The organism is Pseudomonas sp. App30, from assembly GCF_047947025.1.
GTDB lineage: Bacteria > Pseudomonadota > Gammaproteobacteria > Pseudomonadales > Pseudomonadaceae > Aquipseudomonas.
Genome location: NZ_CP133165.1, coordinates 1596344 through 1614687, shown reverse-complemented (window position 1 = coordinate 1614687; position 18344 = coordinate 1596344). Strand labels below are relative to the sequence as shown.

The following is an 18344-nucleotide window of genomic DNA, read 5'->3' as shown; positions in this document are numbered from 1 at the left end:
TCAAAACATAGACGTCAAAATATAGTCAGTTAGCTATAGAGGGTCAAGCCTTAAAGCTATGCATCTTGAGAGTTCAACCGCATGAAAATGGAGCCGTCGGCCGGCGCTACCTCCCTGGTGGATGCCAAAGGATTGACAGTGATCGAGGCCACGGGCGTGTCCCTGGACGGCCTGGGTCAGAGAATCTCCGATATAGCTGAATCGCTAGGGGGCAAGCGCAACCTGGCGCGCCAGTCCGGCGTGCACGAGACCCAGCTGTACAAATACATTCGTGGCGGCAGTGCCCCCAGCCTGGCGGTGTGCGTGGCCATGGCGCGGGCGGCGGGGGTAAGCCTGGACTGGCTGATCGCCGGCCAGGCGCCGCTGCCTGCCAGTAACGACCACAGCGTGCTGGTGCAGCGCTACCCGGCGCAGGCCTGCGCCGCCGGCCTGCCGTGGCCGGGCAGCGTGGCGGCCATCGAACCTTTGGCCCTGGGCCGGGTCGAACTGCAGCAGCGCGGGCTGGCCGAACACCGCCTGCTGGCGGTGCAGGTGCCGCGTGGCCAGGGCTGCGCGCCGCTGGGCGAAGGCGGCACGGTGCTGATCGACCGGGGCGCACCGGGGCTGGCCGGCGATGGCCTGTACCTGCTGGAACTGGGCGGCGTGGTGCGGGTGCAGCGCGTGCAGTTCCAGTGCGATGGCTCGCTCATGCTGCTGGCCATCAACGAGCAATTCCGCGACCTGCACCTGGCGCAAAAGCGCCAGGCGGAACTGAGCGTCATCGGCCGGGTGGTGTGGATCTGCAGTTGGCAAGGCTGAATTGGCCGGATCTGCCGCGCTTGTGGCCGGATGTGCAACGGTTTGGCCGCCCCTGCAAAGGGCTCGACACGTAAGCTGAAAAAGGTCACCAGGCGGCATTCCAGACGCTTGGGACCCACACACTTACGCAACGCTTTTTGCAGGAAATTCCCCTAATGTTCGACTCCAAGTTCCTCAAGGCCGGGGCCGTCGCCCTGATCGGCCTGGGCATCGCCTTTGCCAACAGCGCCAACGCCTCCACCGCCACCGCCGACATGAGCGTCAGCGCCACCGTGGTCGCCTCCTGCTCGGTGTCCGCCGGCGCCCTGGCGTTCGGCTCCTACTCGGGCACCGCCGTCACCTCCAGCGCCGCCCTGTCGGTGACCTGCACCAACGACGCGCCTTACACCATTGCTTTGGGCGCGGGCAGCGGCACCGACGCCACCACCTCGGCACGCCTGCTGACCAACGCCTCGGACAGTAGCTCCACCTTGAGCTACGGCCTGTACCAGGACAGCAGCTACGCCACCAGCTGGGGCGACACCACTGGCACCGACACCCTGGCCGGCACCGGCACGGGCGCGGCGCAGGCCATCACCGTGTACGGCAAGATCGCTGCCGACCAACTGACCGCCAGCACCGGCTCCTACTCCGACACCGTGGTTGTCACCGTCAACTACTGAGCCGTCGGCGAGCCCCTCATGAACCCTGTCACACGCCTTTCCATGGCCTGTGCACTGGCCGGCCTGTGCGCGCTTGCGCCGCAGGCCCGGGCCCAGGCACTGGACATCATCCCCATCGCCCAGGCGCTGGACGCCAGCCAGCACACGGCCAGCTTCACCCTCAGCAACCGCAGCGCCCGCCCCACCCGCGTGCAGGTGCGCAGCTTTCAGTGGACCCAGGCGGGCAACACCGACGTGCTGGCGCCCACCCAGGCGCTGCTGGTCAGCCCGCCGTTCGCCAACATCGCCCCCGGCCAGTCGCAGACCATCCGCATTCTGCTGCGCGGGCCGGCCACTGACGCCGAGCAGGCCTACCGCGTAGTGTTCGACCAACTGCCCGACGCCGACCCCAGCCAGGTCGCCCTGGCGTTCCGCCTGACCGTGCCGGTGTTCGCCAGCCCAGCGGCGCGGGCCAAGGCCGACGTGCGCTGGCGCGCCGTGGAGGACCACGGCCAGTGGTACCTGCTGGCGCACAACGCCGGCCAGGCCCACGCGCAGTTGGCCAACCTGACCCTGGCAGCCGCCGACGGCCACGCGCTGACGCTCAGCCGCCCGGCGTTGCCTTACTTGCTGGCTGGCCAGGATGGCCGCTGGCTGATCAAGGCCCCGGCCCAGGCGCTGCAGGCCGGCGCGCGCCTGCACCTGACTACCAGCGGCCGCGGCAGCGCAATGGACAGCTGGCTGACCCTTGACCAGGGCCGTTGAACCCGCCGCCCTACCGGTGCCTGCTGCTGATGCTGGCACTGGCCAGCCCCCTGCCGGCCCACGCCGACACCCTGCTGCTGGAAGTGCTGGTGAACGGCCGCAGCCGCGCCGCCGCCCAGGAAGTGGACGAGCAGGCCGGGCGCCTGCTGGTGGCCGCCGACCAGTTGGCGGCGCTGGGTATCCGCACGCCGGCCCACGCTGAAGCGCAGGTCGACCTGACCCGGCTGCCCGGCGGCCATTGCCGTTACGACCAGGCCGCCCAGCGCCTCTACCTGGACCTGCCCGACCGCGACCTGGTGGCCCAGGAACTGCGCCACGACCCCGCGCGCCCCGACGCCAGTGGCCTGCGCAGCGACCCGGCGGCGGTGCTCAACTACGACACCCAGTACACCCGCGCCAGCGGCCAGGCCAGCACCAGCACCCTGGCCAGCCTGCGCCTGCTGGGCGGCCCCGGCGTGCTGGAAACCAGCAGCCTGCAGACCCGCAGCCCGACCCTGGACAGCACGGTGCGGCTGGACACCACCTGGAGCCTGGCCGACCTCGATCACCTGCGCAGCTGGAAGGTCGGCGACGTGGTCAACGGCGGCCTCGGCTGGACCCGCCCGGTGCGCCTGGCCGGGGTGCAGATGGCCACCAACTTCGGCCTGCGCCCGGACCTGGTCACCTACCCGCGCCCCGGCATCAGTTCCAGCGTGGCGGTGCCGTCGTCGGTGGACATCTACGTCAACGGCCTGCACCAGCTCAGCGGCCAGGTCGAGCCCGGCCCCTTCGAGGCCAGCCAACTGCCGGTGGCCACGGGCAGCGGCGACATCGCCGTGGTGGTCAAGGACGCCAGCGGCCGGCAGACCACCCAGACCCTGCCGTTCTACACCAGCAGCCTGCTGCTCAGCCCCGGCCTGGACGCGGTGTCAGTGGAAGCCGGCAGCGTGCGCAAACACTACGCCAGCCAGTCCGCCGACTACGCCCAGGGCGCGGCGTCGTTCAGTTGGCGGCACGGCGCCAGCGACCACCTGACCTGGGAAAGCCACCTGGAAGCCAGCGACACCCTGGCCATGGGCGGGGCAGGGCTGGACTGGCTGCTGGGCCAGGTGGGCGTGTTCAATCTGTCCCTGGCTGGCAGCCAGTACCAGGGCCAGGCCGGCCAGCAGTATGGCGTCGGCTTCAGCCATGCCAGCCACGTGTTCAACGCAGGGTTCAGCGTGCTGCGCGCCGACCACGCCTTCAACGACCTGGCCTCGGCCAACGGTGACGACCGCCCCGGCACCAGCCTGCGCGCCAACCTGGGCTGGTCGCTGCCGGGCCTGGGCTCGCTGGGCGTGGTGTTCACAAAAAAACGCGTGAACATCTACGACGACGCCACCCTGACCTCGAGCAGCGTGCAGACCACGGCGCTGTCGGTGACCTATTCGCGGCCGCTGCCCTGGGGCGCCTACGGCTCGATCACCGCCTTGCACGACTACACCGGCACCACCGGCAACGGCCTGTTCCTGGGCCTGTCGATACCCTTCGGCGACGGTGCCACCTTGAGCGCCAGCAGCAACCGCAGCGGCAACAGCAGCTACCAGACCGTGCAGGCCGAGCGCCCGGCGGTGGAGCGTGGCGACCTGGGCTGGCGGGTGTCCCGCGAGACCGGCGACCTGGACCGCGACGACCTGGCCCTGAGCTACAAATCGCCCTACGGCCTGGTCAGCGGCGAGACCGAGCGCACCGGCGCCAGCACCGACTGGCGCGCTGGCGCCCAGGGCGCGGTGACCCTGCTGGGCGGCCACCTGTTCGCCTCCAACACCATCGATGACGCCTTCGCCCTGGTGGACACCGACGGCCTCGCCAACGTCACCGTGCGCCAGGAAAACCGCGACCTGGGCCGCACCGACCGCAACGGCCTGCTGTTCGTCGACCAGCTGCGCGCCTTCGAGGACAACCACCTGTCCATCGAGCCGGGCGACGTGCCGCTGGACGTCGAACTGGGCACTGACCAGCTGCACCTGACCCCCGGCGACCGCAGCGCCGTGCGCGCCCATTTCGCCGTGCACCGCAGCCAGAATGCGACCTTGCACCTGCGCGATACCAGCCGGCGGCCGCTGCCCGTGGGCGCCACCGCCACCCTGCAAGGCAGCGGCGAGCAGGCGCTGGTGGGTTACGACGGCGAAGTGTTTTTCCAGCAGGTGGCCGCCCACGACCAGGTGCGCGTGCAGGCACCGGGCCGCCCGGCCTGCAGCGCCACCTTCGACTACCACGCCGAGCCGGGGCGCATCCCCGACATCGGCCCCCTGACCTGCCATTGAGGACCCCATGCCATGCGCCATCTGTTATTGCTGGTGTTGTTACCCCTGAGCCCCGCCGCCCTGGCCTACAGCTGTTCAGTGGCGTCGACGCCACTGCTGTTCGGCAGCGTCGCCGGCATCGCCGAGCAGAGCCACGCCAGCACCGCCAGCGTCACGGTCACCTGCGAGGCCGGCGCCAGTGCCGCCAGCGTCGGCTACAGCCTGTACATCGACACCGACGGCAGCACCAGCCAAAGCTTGCGCAACGGCAGCGGCACGGCCCAGTATCAGCTGTACACGGCCAACGGCCGGCAGCCGATCCTGGCCAGCCAGGCGTTCGCCAGCGCCAGCTACACCCTGGCCGCCCACGCCAGCGCCAGCCGCACCTACACGGTGTACGCGCGCATGCAGCCGGGCCGCCAGGGCTCACCCGGCACCTACCAGGCGGTGAACGCCATCCGGTTGGTGTACTGATGTTCAGGAGGCTTTTCATGACCCCGCGCAGGCCGGTGTACCTGGCCGGTTTCGATGTGTTCCGCCGCGATGCGGTAGCCCGAGGGCAGTACCTCAAGGCCCTGTGCGCCGACCAGGGCCTGGACGGCCTTTACCCCTTCGACAACGACCTGCCCGCAGGGCTCGCGGGGCTGGCGGCGGCGCGCTGGATCTGCACGCAGAACATCGACATGATCCGCCGTTGCGACGCGGTGCTGGCTAATCTCAATGTGTTCCGCGGCCAGGAGCCCGACTCCGGCACGGCCTTCGAAGTGGGCCTGGCGGTGGCCCTGGGCAAGCCGGTGTGGGCCTATTTCGACCCCGACCACAGCCTGCGCGAACAGGTGCCCCACGACGTCCAGGGCTATGACGCCCAGGGGTTCGCGGTGGAAGATTTCAACCTGCCGCGCAATTTGATGCTGGCGGCCAGCTGGGCAGGGTACAGTGCTACGGTCGAACAGGCGGTTGGCGATTTGCGCCGGCACCTGGCATCGGCACCTTGAGGAGACACACGGCAATGGACGAAGTCCGGCAATTGGGCGAAATGCTCAAGCAATACGCCCTGAGTGAAGAGCACAAGAAGCAGCTGTTCGAGACCCAGTGCAGCCACTGGACCCAGGGCATCAACGCCCTCTACGAGCGCATCGAGCAATGGCTGCAGCCGCTGCGCGAAGAGGGCCTGGTGGAGATCAGCCGCGAGCCCTACCTGGCCGCCAACGCCAGCTTCCCGGCGCCGCTGTCGCCGTTCGCCAGCCATAAATTGAGCATCACCCTGGCGCTGCGCAGCGTTGAGTTTGTGCCCGAGGTGATGGGCGCCAAGGGCGTGATCTCGCTGGCGGTGATGGGGCTTACCTCGGACCGCTACGGCAGCATCAGCCTGGTGTGCACACCGCCGTCCGCCGACTGGCAGTGGCGCAAGGACCGGGGCGCCAAGGAAGCCGAGACCCACGCGCTGACCGCCGACTACCTGGCGCAGCAGCTGCAGGCGCTGATCCCTCGGCCGCATCGGGACTGACGCCAGCATGTTCGACCGCTACCCCGTGCAGGCCTGCGCCGACGACTATGTTCACGGCGAGGTCATCGCCCCCCATTGCCACGCGCAGATCCAGTTCATCCACGCCATCAGCGGGGTGATGCGCGTCACCACCGCCCAAGGCAGCTGGGTGGTGCCGCCGGGCCATGGGCTGTGGGTGCCGGCGGCGGTGGAACACGACATTCGCATGACCGGCGAGGTGCGCATGCGCACGCTGTTCATCGACCCCGCAGCGCTGGGCTTCGCGGTGCCCGCGTGCCAGGTGGTGCAGGTGACGGCGCTGGTGCGCGAGCTGATTCTGGCCGCCATCGGCAGCCTCGGCCAGGCCCAGCGCGAGGGGCGCGACCACTGCCTGCTGGGCCTGTTGTTCGCCGAGTTGCAGGTGGCGCCACCGCTGGCCGCCCACGTGCGCCTGCCCAGCCAGCCACGGCTCAAGGCCTTGTGCGAAGCCTTCGTCGCCGACCCGTCGCGCGAGTCCTGCCTGCAGGACTGGGCCGACCAGAGCAGCATGAGCTCGCGCACCCTGGCGCGGCTGTTCCAGCGCGAACTGGGCATGACCTTCGGCGAATGGCGCACCCGTACCCGGCTGATCCTCAGCCTGCAGCGCCTGGCCTCGGGCAAGTCCATCCTCGAAGTGGCGCTGGAGCACGGCTACCAGAGCCCCAGCGCGTTCAGCGCCATGTTCAAGCGCGAGCTGGGGCATGCGCCGAGTCATTACCAGCCTGCCTGACCTGCCGCCGGCGTAGCCGCTGCCGCCAGGCTGCGCTGGCCATTACGTACGCTGCGTATTGCCTTGATGCAGGATTGCCGGTTACGGCGCTCTGTTGTTTTTGTATTTTAAATACCCCAGTGCGATATTTGGTTTCAATATGTTACTCAACTATTGTTACTTGTTTTTGCCTATTGCAGCTTGTAACTCGTAAAGTCTATGGGCGTTATCTGTAGGAAATATCAACTCGTTCTGTGGGATGTCTCTCTAGTGACGGCGTAGGGTAGTAATTACCGCCATCCTGCCCTACTTTTTTGCTGCGCATTCATCAAGCGTTGGCTCTGTCATTTGGCCCGCCTGGTGTGGGGTTTTGCCCGCATTTCGAGCGGCGTAACAGATACACAGTTGAACACTTTAATAATTGCACCCGCTCTAGCCGGTGTGCAGCAATTCCTGTTCGTGAACCCATGTATAGGTTGACGCATTTTACATGCGTGCGCGCCCGTATCTGCTGCGCCGAAGTATTCGAAAACTGCATCCGCACTGCAATTCACTTGCCCCAGGAGGCCTGACCATGGCTGAAGCCCCCCGCATCCTCTTCGACCACACCCGCCACCGCCTCAGCATCAGCCAACTGCAGGCACCCCTCGACGTGCTGGCCTTCGAAGGCGAGGAGCGCCTGAGCCAGTGCTTCACCTACCGCATCGAATTCACCAGCACGGCCCAGGACATCACCGCCGAACAGGTGCTGCGCCGCGGCGCCACCTTCCGCCTGTTCCCACTGCCGACCAAGCCCCTGTACCGCGGCCACGTGGTGCCGCCGGCCAAGCCGCTGCGCAGCCTGCGCGGGGTGGTCACCGGCTTCCGGCGGCTGTCTGGCTCGCGCGACGAGGCCCGCTACGAAATCACCCTGCAACCCAAGCTGGCGTTGCTGGCGCACGGCAAGCAGTACCGCATCTACCAGCAGCAGAGCGTGCCGGAGATCGTCGAGAGCGTCCTGCGTCGCCACGACTTTGAAGGCTATGAATTCCACACCCAGATGGTGCGCGAGTTTCCCCGCCGCGAGCAGGTGATGCAGTTCGGCGAAAGCGACCTGGCGTTCATCGAGCGGCTGCTGGCCGAAGTGGGCATCTGGTACTGCTTCTTCGACGACGTGCGCGTCGACATCACCGTGCTGGAGTTCCATGATCATCGTCGCGGCTACCAGTTCGGCGTCGAACTGCCATACACCCCGCCGTCCGGCGTGGCCAACAGTGGCCAGGACAGCGTCTGGGCCCTGCAAAGCCGCCACCAGGTGGTGGAGCAGCACATCGACGTGCGCACCTACCGCCACCGCGACGTCCGCGCCTTGCTCGACGCCGAGGTCGACCAGACCCGCGCCACCACCCGCACCACCTACGGCGAGGCCTACCACTTCGGCGACCCCTACGACACCCTCGGCAACCGCCACGTCTACGACGACGACCTGCCCGCCGAAACCGGCATCTTCTACGCACGCATGCACCACGAGCGCTACCTCACCCAGCAGGCCTGCCTGAGCGGCACCACCAGCAGCCCGACCCTGGCACCCCGGCAGGTGCTGACCATCAACGGCGACGCGCCGCAGGCGTTCAAGCCGCGCATCGTCATCACCGAACTGCGCGCCAGCGCCGCCCGCGACAGCAGCTTCATCGCCCACTTCCAGGCCATTCCCTACATCGAGGCCGGCAGCTTCCGCCCGCCGCTTCCGCCCAAGCCCATCATGGCCGGCACCGTCGCCGCGCGCGTCACCAGCTACAAGGCCAACGACCCCTACAGCCACATCGACCTCGAGGGCCGCTACAGCGTCACCTTCCTGTTCGACCGCCACACCTGGCCCCTGGGCCGGGAAAGCCTGTGGCTGCGCCTGGCCCGGCCCTACGCCGGCGCCACCCACGGCCTGCACCTGCCGCTGATACCCGGCACCGAAGTGGCCGTGGCCTTCGAGCACGGCGACCCCGACCGCCCCTACATCGCCCACGCCCTGCACGACAGCGAACACCCCGACCCGGTCACCCTGCGCAACCACAAACGCAACGTACTGCGCACCCCGGCCAACAACAAACTGCGCATGGACGACACCCGCGGCCAGGAGCACGTGAAGCTGGCCAGCGAGTTTGGCGGCAAGAGCCAGCTGAACCTGGGGCATGTGGTGGACGCGCAGAACAAGGTGCGTGGCGGCGGCTTCGAGCTGCGCACCGACGCGCATGGGGCGTTGCGGGCGGGGAAGGGGGTGTTGATCAGTGCGGATGAGCAGGGGAAGGCGCAGGGGGAGGTGTTGGAGATGGCGTCAGCCATCGGTCGACTGCAACAAGCCGGTGAGCAATTGCAATCGCTCTCCAGCGATGCCGAAGCTGCCAAGGCAACCCCAGCCGATCTGCAGGCGCAACTCAACTTGCTGCGCGACGAACTGGAGCAACTCAAGGCGGCCACCGTACTGGTCAGTGCGCCCAAGGGTATTGCCCTGACCAGCGGTAAACACCTGCAACTGGCCGCGCACGCCAACCTGATGGCCAACGCCGGCGCCAACGCCGATATCAGCGTGGTCAAGCGCCTGTTCATGGGGGTAGGGCAGGGCCTTAGCGTGTTCGTGCGCAAAGTCGGCGTCAAGCTGATCGCCAACCAGGGCCCGGTCAGCGTCCAGGCCCAGAACGACCGGCTGGAACTCATGGCCCGCCATGGCCTGGACATCACCAGCACTGAAGACGAAATCCATATCACCGCGAAAAAGAAAATCACCCTGAACGCCGGGGGTAGTTACATCACCTTGGACCCGTCGCGCATTGAAGCAGGCACGGAGGGTGACTGTTTCGTCAAGTCGGCGCATTTCAATTACAGCGGGGCGGCGAGCATGAAGGCGGCGCATCCGGAGTATCCGGTGGGGCTTTCCAAGGAGCGGTTGAGTCTTCAGCTGCCGATCGCCGCCAACTCTGGCGGTGCTGGCGGCCAAGGGTATGTCGGCATGCCCTACACCCTCTACGCGGATGGCATTGAGCTTCAGCGAGGCATTCTGGACAAGTCCGGGCAGATTCAAGTTGATCACCAGGTGGTTACCCGCGACTACCGGATTGAAACGACCTCCGGCTGGAGCTTCGGGATCCCCATCCCCGCGCAATACCGCAACCCCGAGCAGGCGCACATTGCCAATCGGGGTGTTCACAACCACACGGCCAAGGCCGCGCCGCATACGGAGCATCGTTCGGAGTACGCCTCGATTATGGATGCCCCTGACCTTGAAGAAGGAACTAAACCATGAAACATCCGGAAGTTATCGTGCCGGTCGCGTTCGAACACACGAACACCGCGACCTGCACGCCAGGTTGGTACATCAAGAGCACCGAATACAACCCTGCCAGGGCCACGTTTGAGCCGCTGGTCAATGGTGAGGAGGCGTTTGGCGCTGTCCACCGGGCCATTGCCGAGGCTGTCCAGAGCATTGACATCATTTGCTGGGGTTTCCAGCCCTCCATGTATTTCATCAGGGATGGGCAGGCCCCCAGCATCGGTGAACTGCTAAAGGCGAAAGCGGCGCAAGGCGTACAAGTACGTGTACTGGCCTGGGAAATGCCGCTCAACCTGGCAGGCCTGGGCGGCGAGGCCAACTTGCCTGGCAAGGGCAAGTTCAGGGTTGGCAGCCACGCCATGCAAAGTTCCACGCCTGCACAGTATGCAGAAGACCGGGCCTGGTTCGATGCTTATGCAGTCGCCGATGGCCGCGCGATACACGAAGTTGCGCGGGGTGTTCCGGTGTTGGTCAGCCGCGGTTTCAGCCTGCGGGAGCGGCGGGAAATCTTCGCGGATGTCAAAAACAACAGCCTGGATGCTGATATCAGCAAAGGCACTCGGCTCGCGCATGCGGCAGCGCCGAGCCACCATCAAAAAAGCGTTATCGTTGATTTCGAGGTACCGGAAGTCGCGGTCGGGTTCGTCATGGGCCACAACATGCTCGACGAGTACTGGGACACCGAAAAGCACTCCGGGCTCAACCGTACCCCGGCAACCAAACCCGCGCCGAATCGTGGTGCGCGGGGAAATACCCCTAGGCAAGACATTTCCAGCCGAATCAGCGGCCCGGTATTGGCCGATCTGCACCATAACTTCGCCACGGCCTGGTTCAAGGAAACCGGCGAAGACCTGCTCGTCGCCCGCAATGCGGCGCAGATAAAACCGACACTCAAGTATCGGCATGGCGTTACCCGGCAAATGGCCCAGATGCTGGTGACCCAGCCACAGAGAGACCCCGCGAACCCCAATACGGAGAGCCGCAAGGAAATTCAGGAAGCCTACCTGCAGGCCGCCAACAACGCCGCGCAGTTTATCTACATCGAAAACCAGTACTTCCGCTGGCCGCCGTTGGCAGAGGTGATCAAGGCCGCAGCGGCCAACCAGGTGAGGGATGGGCGCAATCCGGATGAACACGGGGTTGTTCACCTTTTCGTTGTCACCAACGCCAGTGAAGAGGGCATAGGGCCGGGTGCGTTGAATACGCAGCGGATGCTCGAAAGCCTGGGGCGCGCAGACACCATTCCCAAGGTCACCCAACTGCGGCGCATCAAGGCAGCGCGGGACAACGCGCCACCCAAGCCAAGGCCGGACCTGCGCGACTCGCTTGGCCAACGCGAACTCAAGGAATGGCAGGCCTCGCTGGACAAACAGGTCGAGGCAATAAAAGACCACAAGCTGGAAAACGAGGACATTCCTGGCCTGAAAGTTCACGTGTGTTCGCTGGTGGCGCCTGACACCCCTGACGGCACGGAGTGGATGCCGGTGTATATCCATTCCAAGTTGATGATTGTTGATGATGCTTTCACGACGCATGGTTCGGCGAATGTGAATACTCGGAGCATGCAAGTTGATAGTGAATTGAATATTGCCCATGAGTGGGTAAGTGTGACTAAGGCGCTGAGGCGGAGGTTGTGGGGGATGCATACTGGGATGCGTGGGGCTCAGGATGATGCGGGTGAAGCTTTCAGTAGTTGGGGAGATGTGATTAAAGAAAATAAAGCGTTAAGGCTCGCGGGTAAGGCGCCGTATGCGCCGTTGGTGGAGTTTTTTTATGATAAAGAAACGCTTGTGGATCTTGACTGATGCGTAAATTATTGATGCTTCCGTTTTTTGGTTTGGCAGCCTGTAATCATAATTCGTTGAATTATAACGTGGAGGATGTTCCTATGAGTCCAATTGCTGAGTTAAAGGCTGGGTTGAAGTTTAATTGCGTTCATGAAGCTATTCCTGCATCCTCCGATGAGGCAGACCTGGTTTTTAAATATGCGCGTTGGCTGCAGAAAAATAACGAGCTAAAACGAGAGCCCGAAAAGAATGTGGAGATCGAGCGCCTTTATCGGATTGCAGCAGAGAGCGGTCATTATAAGGCCAAGGTTAATTTGCAGAACGGCGCTATGCGCCGTCAATTCAAGTTGAAAGGTGAAGAGTATGAGCGTTTTAGTCAGGAACTTATCAATGCAGATGTTGCGACGGGCTACTATTTTGTCGCGCGCTTCGTCAAACATGGTGCGTTCGGGCTCAGGGAAGACCCTGAAATGGCACTACGCTATTACCGCAAGGCCGCGGATAAGGGCAGCGCCCAGGCCCAGCAATATATAGCGGACCTGCTCGCGCCCATTGATATTGCCCCGGAGGTTGCCCGGCAACTGCGCCGCTGCGCTGCGGAGCAAGGGAACGGTGATGCAGCGGTGGATCTGGCAATTAATTTTGCTATAAATGGCCATTACGAGAAGGCTGTTGAAGTATTTCAATTGGGTGTGGCTGCAGGGAGTCCGAATGCGGCGTCATTTTTGGCGGGGGCGTTTAACGGCCCCCCTCCCGAGGACAAGCTTTATTATTTAGGCCTTGAGAAGGACTTGGAGCGGGCCAAGCGTTACAAAGAAATAGGCGCGCGCCTCAGTGGCTTCTCCTATGCCCATCCCACCGTCCCTGATGTCAATGAAATCGTGCCCCTACCGCCCGCGGAACTCCCCGAGTGGGATGGCAAACTTCAATGGGTCAAAGAACGCAAGGCCAACATCCCGCCACCCAAGCCTAGCGATGAACTGATCCTGCGCCTGGCCAACGCCAAAAAGCTTGACCCGGCCACCGGCAAGCCACTCCCCAGTTCACCCGACTTCACCCAGGCCAACTTCCCGCAGCAAATCTGCTACCCCGGCGAAACCTGCCCACAGGCCGGACACTGGAAAGTCATTTGGCCGTCGCTGCGCAACATCAGGCCGAAAGAGGTGATCCGTTACTTCGATGAAGGCGATATTTTTCCGCTGCAAACGGTGGAGCGTTACCACCTGCGCCCGTGGCCGCTGCGTGACAAGACTACCTTTCGCGAAGAGGCGGTTGAGTGGGGGCTAATTGGATGAGCAGTAGTTCCTCAACGTTTGTCGTGAGCACCTGGCAATGCCTGCCAGAGAGGGCCCGCGCGGCCAGGTTAGCGACGCGAAAGTTATTTATGTTTTCGTTTTTGGGGTTGGCGGCCTGTAATCATAATTCGTTGGATTATGATGTTGAGGATGTGCCTCTGAATCCGATTGCTGAGTTGCAGGCTGGGTTGAGGTTTAACTGCGCGCATGAAGTTATCCCTGCATCCTCCGATGAGGCTGATCTGGTTTTTAAATATGCGCGTTGGCTGCAGAAAAACAACGAGCTAAAACGAGAGCCCGAAAAGAATGTGGAGATCGAGCGCCTTTATCGGATTGCCGCAGAAAGCGGTCATTATAAGGCCAAGATTAATTTGCAAAATGGCGCCATGCGTCGTCAATTCAAGTTGAAAGGTGAAGAGTACCAGCGGTTCAGTCAGGAGCTTATCGATGCAGATGTTGCGACGGGTTACTATTTTGTAGCACGCTTCGTCAAGCATGGTGCGTTCGGGCTCAGGGAAGACCCTGAAATGGCGCTACGCTATTATCGCAAGGCCGCGGATAAGGGCAGCGCCCAGGCTCAGCAATATATAGCGGACCTGCTCGCGCCCATTGATATTGCCCCGGAGGTTGCCCGACAACTGCGTCGCTGCGCTGCGGAGCAAGGTAACAGGGATGCGGCAGTGGATTTGGCAATTGATTTTGCTATAGATGGGCATTACGAAAAGGCCGTTGAAGTATTTCAGTTGGGTGTGGCTGCTGGGAGTCCTATTGCAGCGTCATTTTTGGAGGAGGGGTTCAAGGGGCCCCCTCCGGAGAGAAAGCTCTATTATCTAGCTCTTGAGAAAGACTTGGAGCGGGCCAAGCGTTACGAAGAAATAGGCGCGCGCCTCAGTGGCTTCTCCTATGCCCATCCCACAGTCCCTGATGTCAACGAAATCGTCCCCGTGCCGCCCGCAGAACTCCCCGAGTGGGATGGCAAACTTCAGTGGGTCAAAGAACGCAAGGCCAACATCCCGCCACCCAAGCCTAGCGATGAACTGATCCTGCGCCTGGCCAACGCCAAAAAGCTCGATCCGGCCACCGGCAAGCCACTCCCCAGTTCACCCGACTTCACCCAGGCCAACTTCCCGCAGCAAATCTGCTACCCCGGCGAAGCCTGCCCACAGGCCGGACACTGGAAAGTCATTTGGCCGACGCTGCGCAACGTCAGGCCGAAAGAGGTGATCCGTTACTTCGATGAAGGCGATATTTTTCCGCTGCAAACGGTGGAGCGCTACCACCTGCGCCCGTGGCCGCTGCGTGACAAGACTACCTTTCGCGAAGAGGCCGTTGAGTGGGGGCTAATTGGATGAATAAACGTGACTCGATAAGCACGCCAAATCCGCGATTGAATAATTGATTTAACTATAGGACTTTTCAATGAAAAACATTATCCGTATAGGCGATAAAACCTCCGGTGGTGGCACCGTGATTACCGGCTCTTCTTCCATGATATTCGACGGTATCGGCGTCGCCCGCCAGGGCGATGCCGTGGATTGCCCCATCCCCGGTCATGGTCGCACCGTCATTGCCGAGGCCCATCCGCATTTTTGCGACCACGGGGTTCCTGTTGCTTTCCACGGGCACGCCTGTGCATGCGGCTGCACGCTGGTGTCCTCAATGCCCGCCGTGACTGCCAGCTGACCATGCCGGTGAGACTGGACCAACTTGTCCCCTTGGCTATTCGGCCAGGCGAGCCGCGCCTGGGGCAGTGGTCGAAAAGCGATGGCTTGGCGGCGGTGGACCGTCGGTTGGACGAGCGCATCTCAACCAACGGCAGCAAAAGCAATCAAGCGCGGCGCTGCCCGCAATTCATTTTCAGTGGCAACAGCTCCGTCAAGACGGGGCTTTGGTGCACGGTGTTGATGCCTGCGCCGCCGCTGTTGACGTAGGGATACAGAATGCAGATTCGACGCGTTGTACAAGCAGGAGGCCTTGCTGGCGTGCTGTTGCTGGCAGGGGCACTGCTGTCCGTGATGCTGTGGTATTACCCGCAATGGCTGGGGCTGCGTGACGATGGTGACCGGCAGGCACAGGCGCTGAAGGTGGTGCCCGTGATCACCGGGTTGATCGTGTTGGTGCTCGGCGCGTTTACTTGGCTGGGGCGGCAAATTGGCCGCGCTGCCGATACGGGGAACGATTCCGCACAGCCCCGGCCTGTAGTGTCGCCTGAGCCGGGCGCGGAGGTTGTGCAGCGCGCGGCCATCCTGCGCAACCACCTGCGTGACCACTACGGCCTGTTCTGGCGCCGTAAAGTGCGGCTGTTGTGGGTGGTGGGAGAGGCTGAGCAGGTCGACGCGATTGCACCTGGGCTCACGGAACAGCGGTGGTTGGAGGGTGACGGCACGGTCTTGCTGTGGGGCGGCAGCGGCCAGGAAGCGCTGACCAACGATAGCCTTGAAACGCTCCAGCGCCTGTGCCGCTGGCGCCCCCTCGACGCCATCCTCTGGACCCTCACCACCCCCCAAAGCCACGACCCCAAAGCCATGGCCGCCGGCAGCCGCTACCTGCGCGACCTGTCCCAGGCCCTCGGCTGGCAGCTGCCCCTGTACCTTTGGGAAGTCTGCCCCCAAGCCTGGATCAAACCTTTCGAACCCGCCCAGCCGGTAGGCTGCCTGCTGGCCCCGGACGATGACCTGGGCGCCGCCCTGCAACAGTTGATCGAACCCCTGAACCAGCGGGGCATGGCCCATATCCAGGTGCACCGCACCCACTGTTTTCTCTTCTACCTCGGCCACCACCTGCACACCCATGGCGCCGCCCACTGGCCCCAGGCGCTGGCGCCGCTGCTGCCCGAGTTTGCCCGCAGCACGCCGCTGCGCGGCCTGCACTTCAGCCTGGCCCGCACCGACGGGCCGGTGCCGGGCACCGAGCACCTGCTGCAGCTCGACGGCGCCTGGGCGGCGCTGCTGGCGGACCGCAAGACCCGCCCGCGGCGGCGCGGCTGGCATGCCCGGCGGATGCTGTACGTGGCCACGTTGGCCGCCACAGGCGTGCTGACGGCTGGTGTATTGCTGTCCTTCGTGGCCAACCGCAACCAAGCGCTCCACCTGGCGCAGGTCGCCGAACAGCCGATCACCACTCTCACCACCCTCAGCAACCTGACCCGCGAGGTGGACCGCCTGGAGTACCGCCGCGTCCACGGCGAGCCCTGGTACCTGGGCTTCGGCCTGAGCCACAGCCAGGCGCTGCTCGACTCGCTCTGGCCGCGCTACGTGCAGGCCACCCATGCACTGCTGCGTGACAAGGCCGTGGCCAGCCTGGAGCAGACGCTGTGGACCCTGGTGGCGCAGCCCGCCGGCAGCAAGGCGCGCACGGCGATGGCTGGTGGCGCCTACGAGCCGCTCAAGGCCTACCTGATGCTCGCGCACCCGGAAAAAGCCGATCCGGCGTTCCTGGAAAAACTGCTGCTGGCGCGCGTGCCTGATCTGCCCGGCCAATGGTCGTTCTACCTGCAGCAACTCCCCAGCCATCCCGAATGGCGCATCGACGCCAACCCACGCCTGATCGCCCAGGTGCGGCAGGTCCTGCTTGGCGAGCTGGGCCAGCACAACGCCGAAGCCAGCCTGTACCAGCAGGTGCTGGACCGCGCGGGCAACCATTTTCCGTCGATGGCGCTGGCGCAGATGCTTGGCGACACCCAGGCGTCGGCGCTGTTTGGCGCGACCCGCAGCGTGCCGGGCATCTTCACTCGCCAGGCGTGGGACGGGCAGATACGGGCTGCCATCGATGACATTGCCGAGGCGCGTAGGGCGAAAATCGATTGGGTGCTCACAGACAAGGCAGCAAACGTCGATAGCGAGCTGTCCCCTGCAACCCTCAAGGCCAGGCTCACCGCCCGCTACTTCAAGGATTTCGGCAGCGCCTGGCTGAGCTTCCTCAACAGCGTGCGCTGGCGCCAGGCCAAGGACCTGGGCGAGGCGGTCGATCAGCTCGCCCTGATAAGCGACCCGCAGCAATCGCCACTGATGGCCCTGATCACCACCGTGGCCTACCAGGCCGGAACCGGCGGCAAAACGCTGATCAACACGGCGCAGCAAACCATCGATACGCCCATGCCACAAGGCCCGCTGGACGCCACCTTCGCCCCGTTGCTGCAACTGCTGGCCAAGGACAACAGCCCGCTGAGCCTGCACAGCTACCTGACCCGCGTCACCCGCGTGCGCCTGCAGCTCCAGCAGATCGACGACGCCAGCGACCCCCAGGCGATGACCCAGGCCCTGGCCCAGTCGGTGTTCCAGGGCCGCACCCTGGACCTTGGCGACAGCCGCGAGTACGGCAGCCTGATCGCCGCCAGCCTGGGCGGGCAATGGAGCGGCTTTGGCCAGAACCTGTTCGTCAAACCCCTGGCCCAGGCCTGGCAGCAGGTGCTGCAACCCTCCGCCGCAGCGCTGAACGCGCAGTGGCAGCGGGCGATCGTCGAGCACTGGGACGGCGCCTTCAGCGGCCGCTACCCGTTCGCCGCCACCGGCAGCGACGCCTCCTTGCCGATGCTGGGGCAGATGATCCGCGCCGGCACCGGGCGCATCGACCAATTCCTGCAGCAGGAACTGGGCGGCGTGCTGCGCAAGGAGGGCAACCGCTGCGTTGTCGACCCGCGCCACAGCCAGGGCCTGCGGGTGAACCCGGCGTTCCTGGCGGCGGTCAACCGCCTGGGCCACCTGGCGGACGTGCTCTACACCGACGGCGGCATGGGCCTGGGCTTCGAGCTGCAGGCCAAGGCGCTGCCCGAGCTGGTGCAGACCACCTTCATCCTCAACGGCGAACGCCTGCATTACTTCAACCAGAAGCCAAGCTGGAAACGCTTCCACTGGCCCGGCGCCAGCGACTACCCCGGCGCCAGCCTGAGCTGGACCAGCGTTGCCACCGGCGAACGGCTGTTCGGTGCCTACGACGGCGCCTGGGGCCTGATCCGCCTGCTGGAGCAGGCCCAGGTGACGGCGCTGGACGACAGCGACACGCGCTTTCGCCTGGTGCTGAAGGCCCCGGACGGCATCCCGCTGACCTGGCACCTGCGCACGGAGCTGGGTGCAGGGCCGCTGGCGCTGCTCACGCTGCGCGGCTTCAGTTTGCCGCCGCGAATTTTCCTGGCGGAGGGCGATGCAGTGGGGCCTCAAGGCTGAATGTCCGAATTGAAACGACGGTTGTCTCGAACGCGCGGGCGTCGGCTCTATAGGATCCAATAACCTGCAAGCCTTGTCTCCCGCGATGAAGGCTGCA

General features: G+C 64.4%; 14 protein-coding genes. All 14 read left to right on the top strand.

What is annotated here, in order from left to right; genetic code table 11:
* Positions 1-81 precede the first annotated feature (81 nt).
* Complete coding sequence (locus RAM80_RS07090) at positions 82-798, top strand: LexA family transcriptional regulator (RefSeq protein ID WP_416425512.1); 717 nt, start codon at positions 82-84, stop codon at positions 796-798.
* Positions 799-953: 155 nt separating this feature from the next.
* On the top strand, positions 954-1460 hold the full coding sequence (locus RAM80_RS07085; RefSeq protein ID WP_416425511.1) for a spore coat U domain-containing protein: 507 nt from the start codon (positions 954-956) through the stop codon (positions 1458-1460).
* Between the two features lie 18 nt (positions 1461-1478).
* Complete coding sequence (locus RAM80_RS07080) at positions 1479-2204, top strand: molecular chaperone (RefSeq protein WP_416425510.1); 726 nt, start codon at positions 1479-1481, stop codon at positions 2202-2204.
* Positions 2201-4489 (top strand): fimbria/pilus outer membrane usher protein, encoded by a 2289-nt coding sequence (locus RAM80_RS07075; protein WP_416425509.1) that lies wholly within the window; start codon positions 2201-2203, stop codon positions 4487-4489. The genes RAM80_RS07080 and RAM80_RS07075 overlap by 4 nt, the downstream gene beginning before the upstream one ends.
* Positions 4490-4501: 12 nt before the next feature.
* Positions 4502-4942, top strand: a complete 441-nt coding sequence (locus tag RAM80_RS07070; protein ID WP_416425508.1) for a spore coat protein U domain-containing protein — start codon at positions 4502-4504, stop codon at positions 4940-4942.
* Between the two features lie 17 nt (positions 4943-4959).
* Entirely contained in the window at positions 4960-5463 is a 504-nt protein-coding gene (locus RAM80_RS07065; protein WP_416425507.1) for a nucleoside 2-deoxyribosyltransferase, read from the top strand.
* A gap of 14 nt (positions 5464-5477) precedes the next feature.
* Positions 5478-5975, top strand: coding sequence for a hypothetical protein (locus tag RAM80_RS07060; protein WP_416425506.1), 498 nt, complete (start codon positions 5478-5480; stop codon positions 5973-5975).
* Positions 5976-5982: 7 nt separating this feature from the next.
* Complete coding sequence (locus RAM80_RS07055) at positions 5983-6723, top strand: AraC family transcriptional regulator (protein WP_416425505.1); 741 nt, start codon at positions 5983-5985, stop codon at positions 6721-6723.
* Positions 6724-7276: 553 nt separating this feature from the next.
* Positions 7277-9976 carry a type VI secretion system Vgr family protein gene (locus RAM80_RS07050; protein WP_416425504.1) on the top strand — a complete coding sequence of 900 codons (2700 nt, stop codon included), beginning with the start codon at positions 7277-7279 and terminating at the stop codon, positions 9974-9976.
* A complete protein-coding gene (locus RAM80_RS07045; protein ID WP_416425503.1) occupies positions 9973-11808 on the top strand; it encodes a phospholipase D-like domain-containing protein in 1836 nt (611 codons plus the stop codon). The genes RAM80_RS07050 and RAM80_RS07045 overlap by 4 nt, the downstream gene beginning before the upstream one ends.
* Complete coding sequence (locus RAM80_RS07040) at positions 11808-13085, top strand: sel1 repeat family protein (protein ID WP_416425502.1); 1278 nt, start codon at positions 11808-11810, stop codon at positions 13083-13085. Before RAM80_RS07045 ends, RAM80_RS07040 begins: the two co-directional genes overlap by 1 nt.
* A gap of 89 nt (positions 13086-13174) precedes the next feature.
* A complete protein-coding gene (locus tag RAM80_RS07035; RefSeq protein ID WP_416425501.1) occupies positions 13175-14437 on the top strand; it encodes a sel1 repeat family protein in 1263 nt (420 codons plus the stop codon).
* Between the two features lie 67 nt (positions 14438-14504).
* A complete protein-coding gene (locus tag RAM80_RS07030) occupies positions 14505-14768 on the top strand; it encodes a PAAR domain-containing protein (protein WP_416424649.1) in 264 nt (87 codons plus the stop codon).
* A gap of 257 nt (positions 14769-15025) precedes the next feature.
* On the top strand, positions 15026-18247 hold the full coding sequence (locus RAM80_RS07025; RefSeq protein WP_416425500.1) for an ImcF-related family protein: 3222 nt from the start codon (positions 15026-15028) through the stop codon (positions 18245-18247).
* Positions 18248-18344 lie beyond the last annotated feature (97 nt).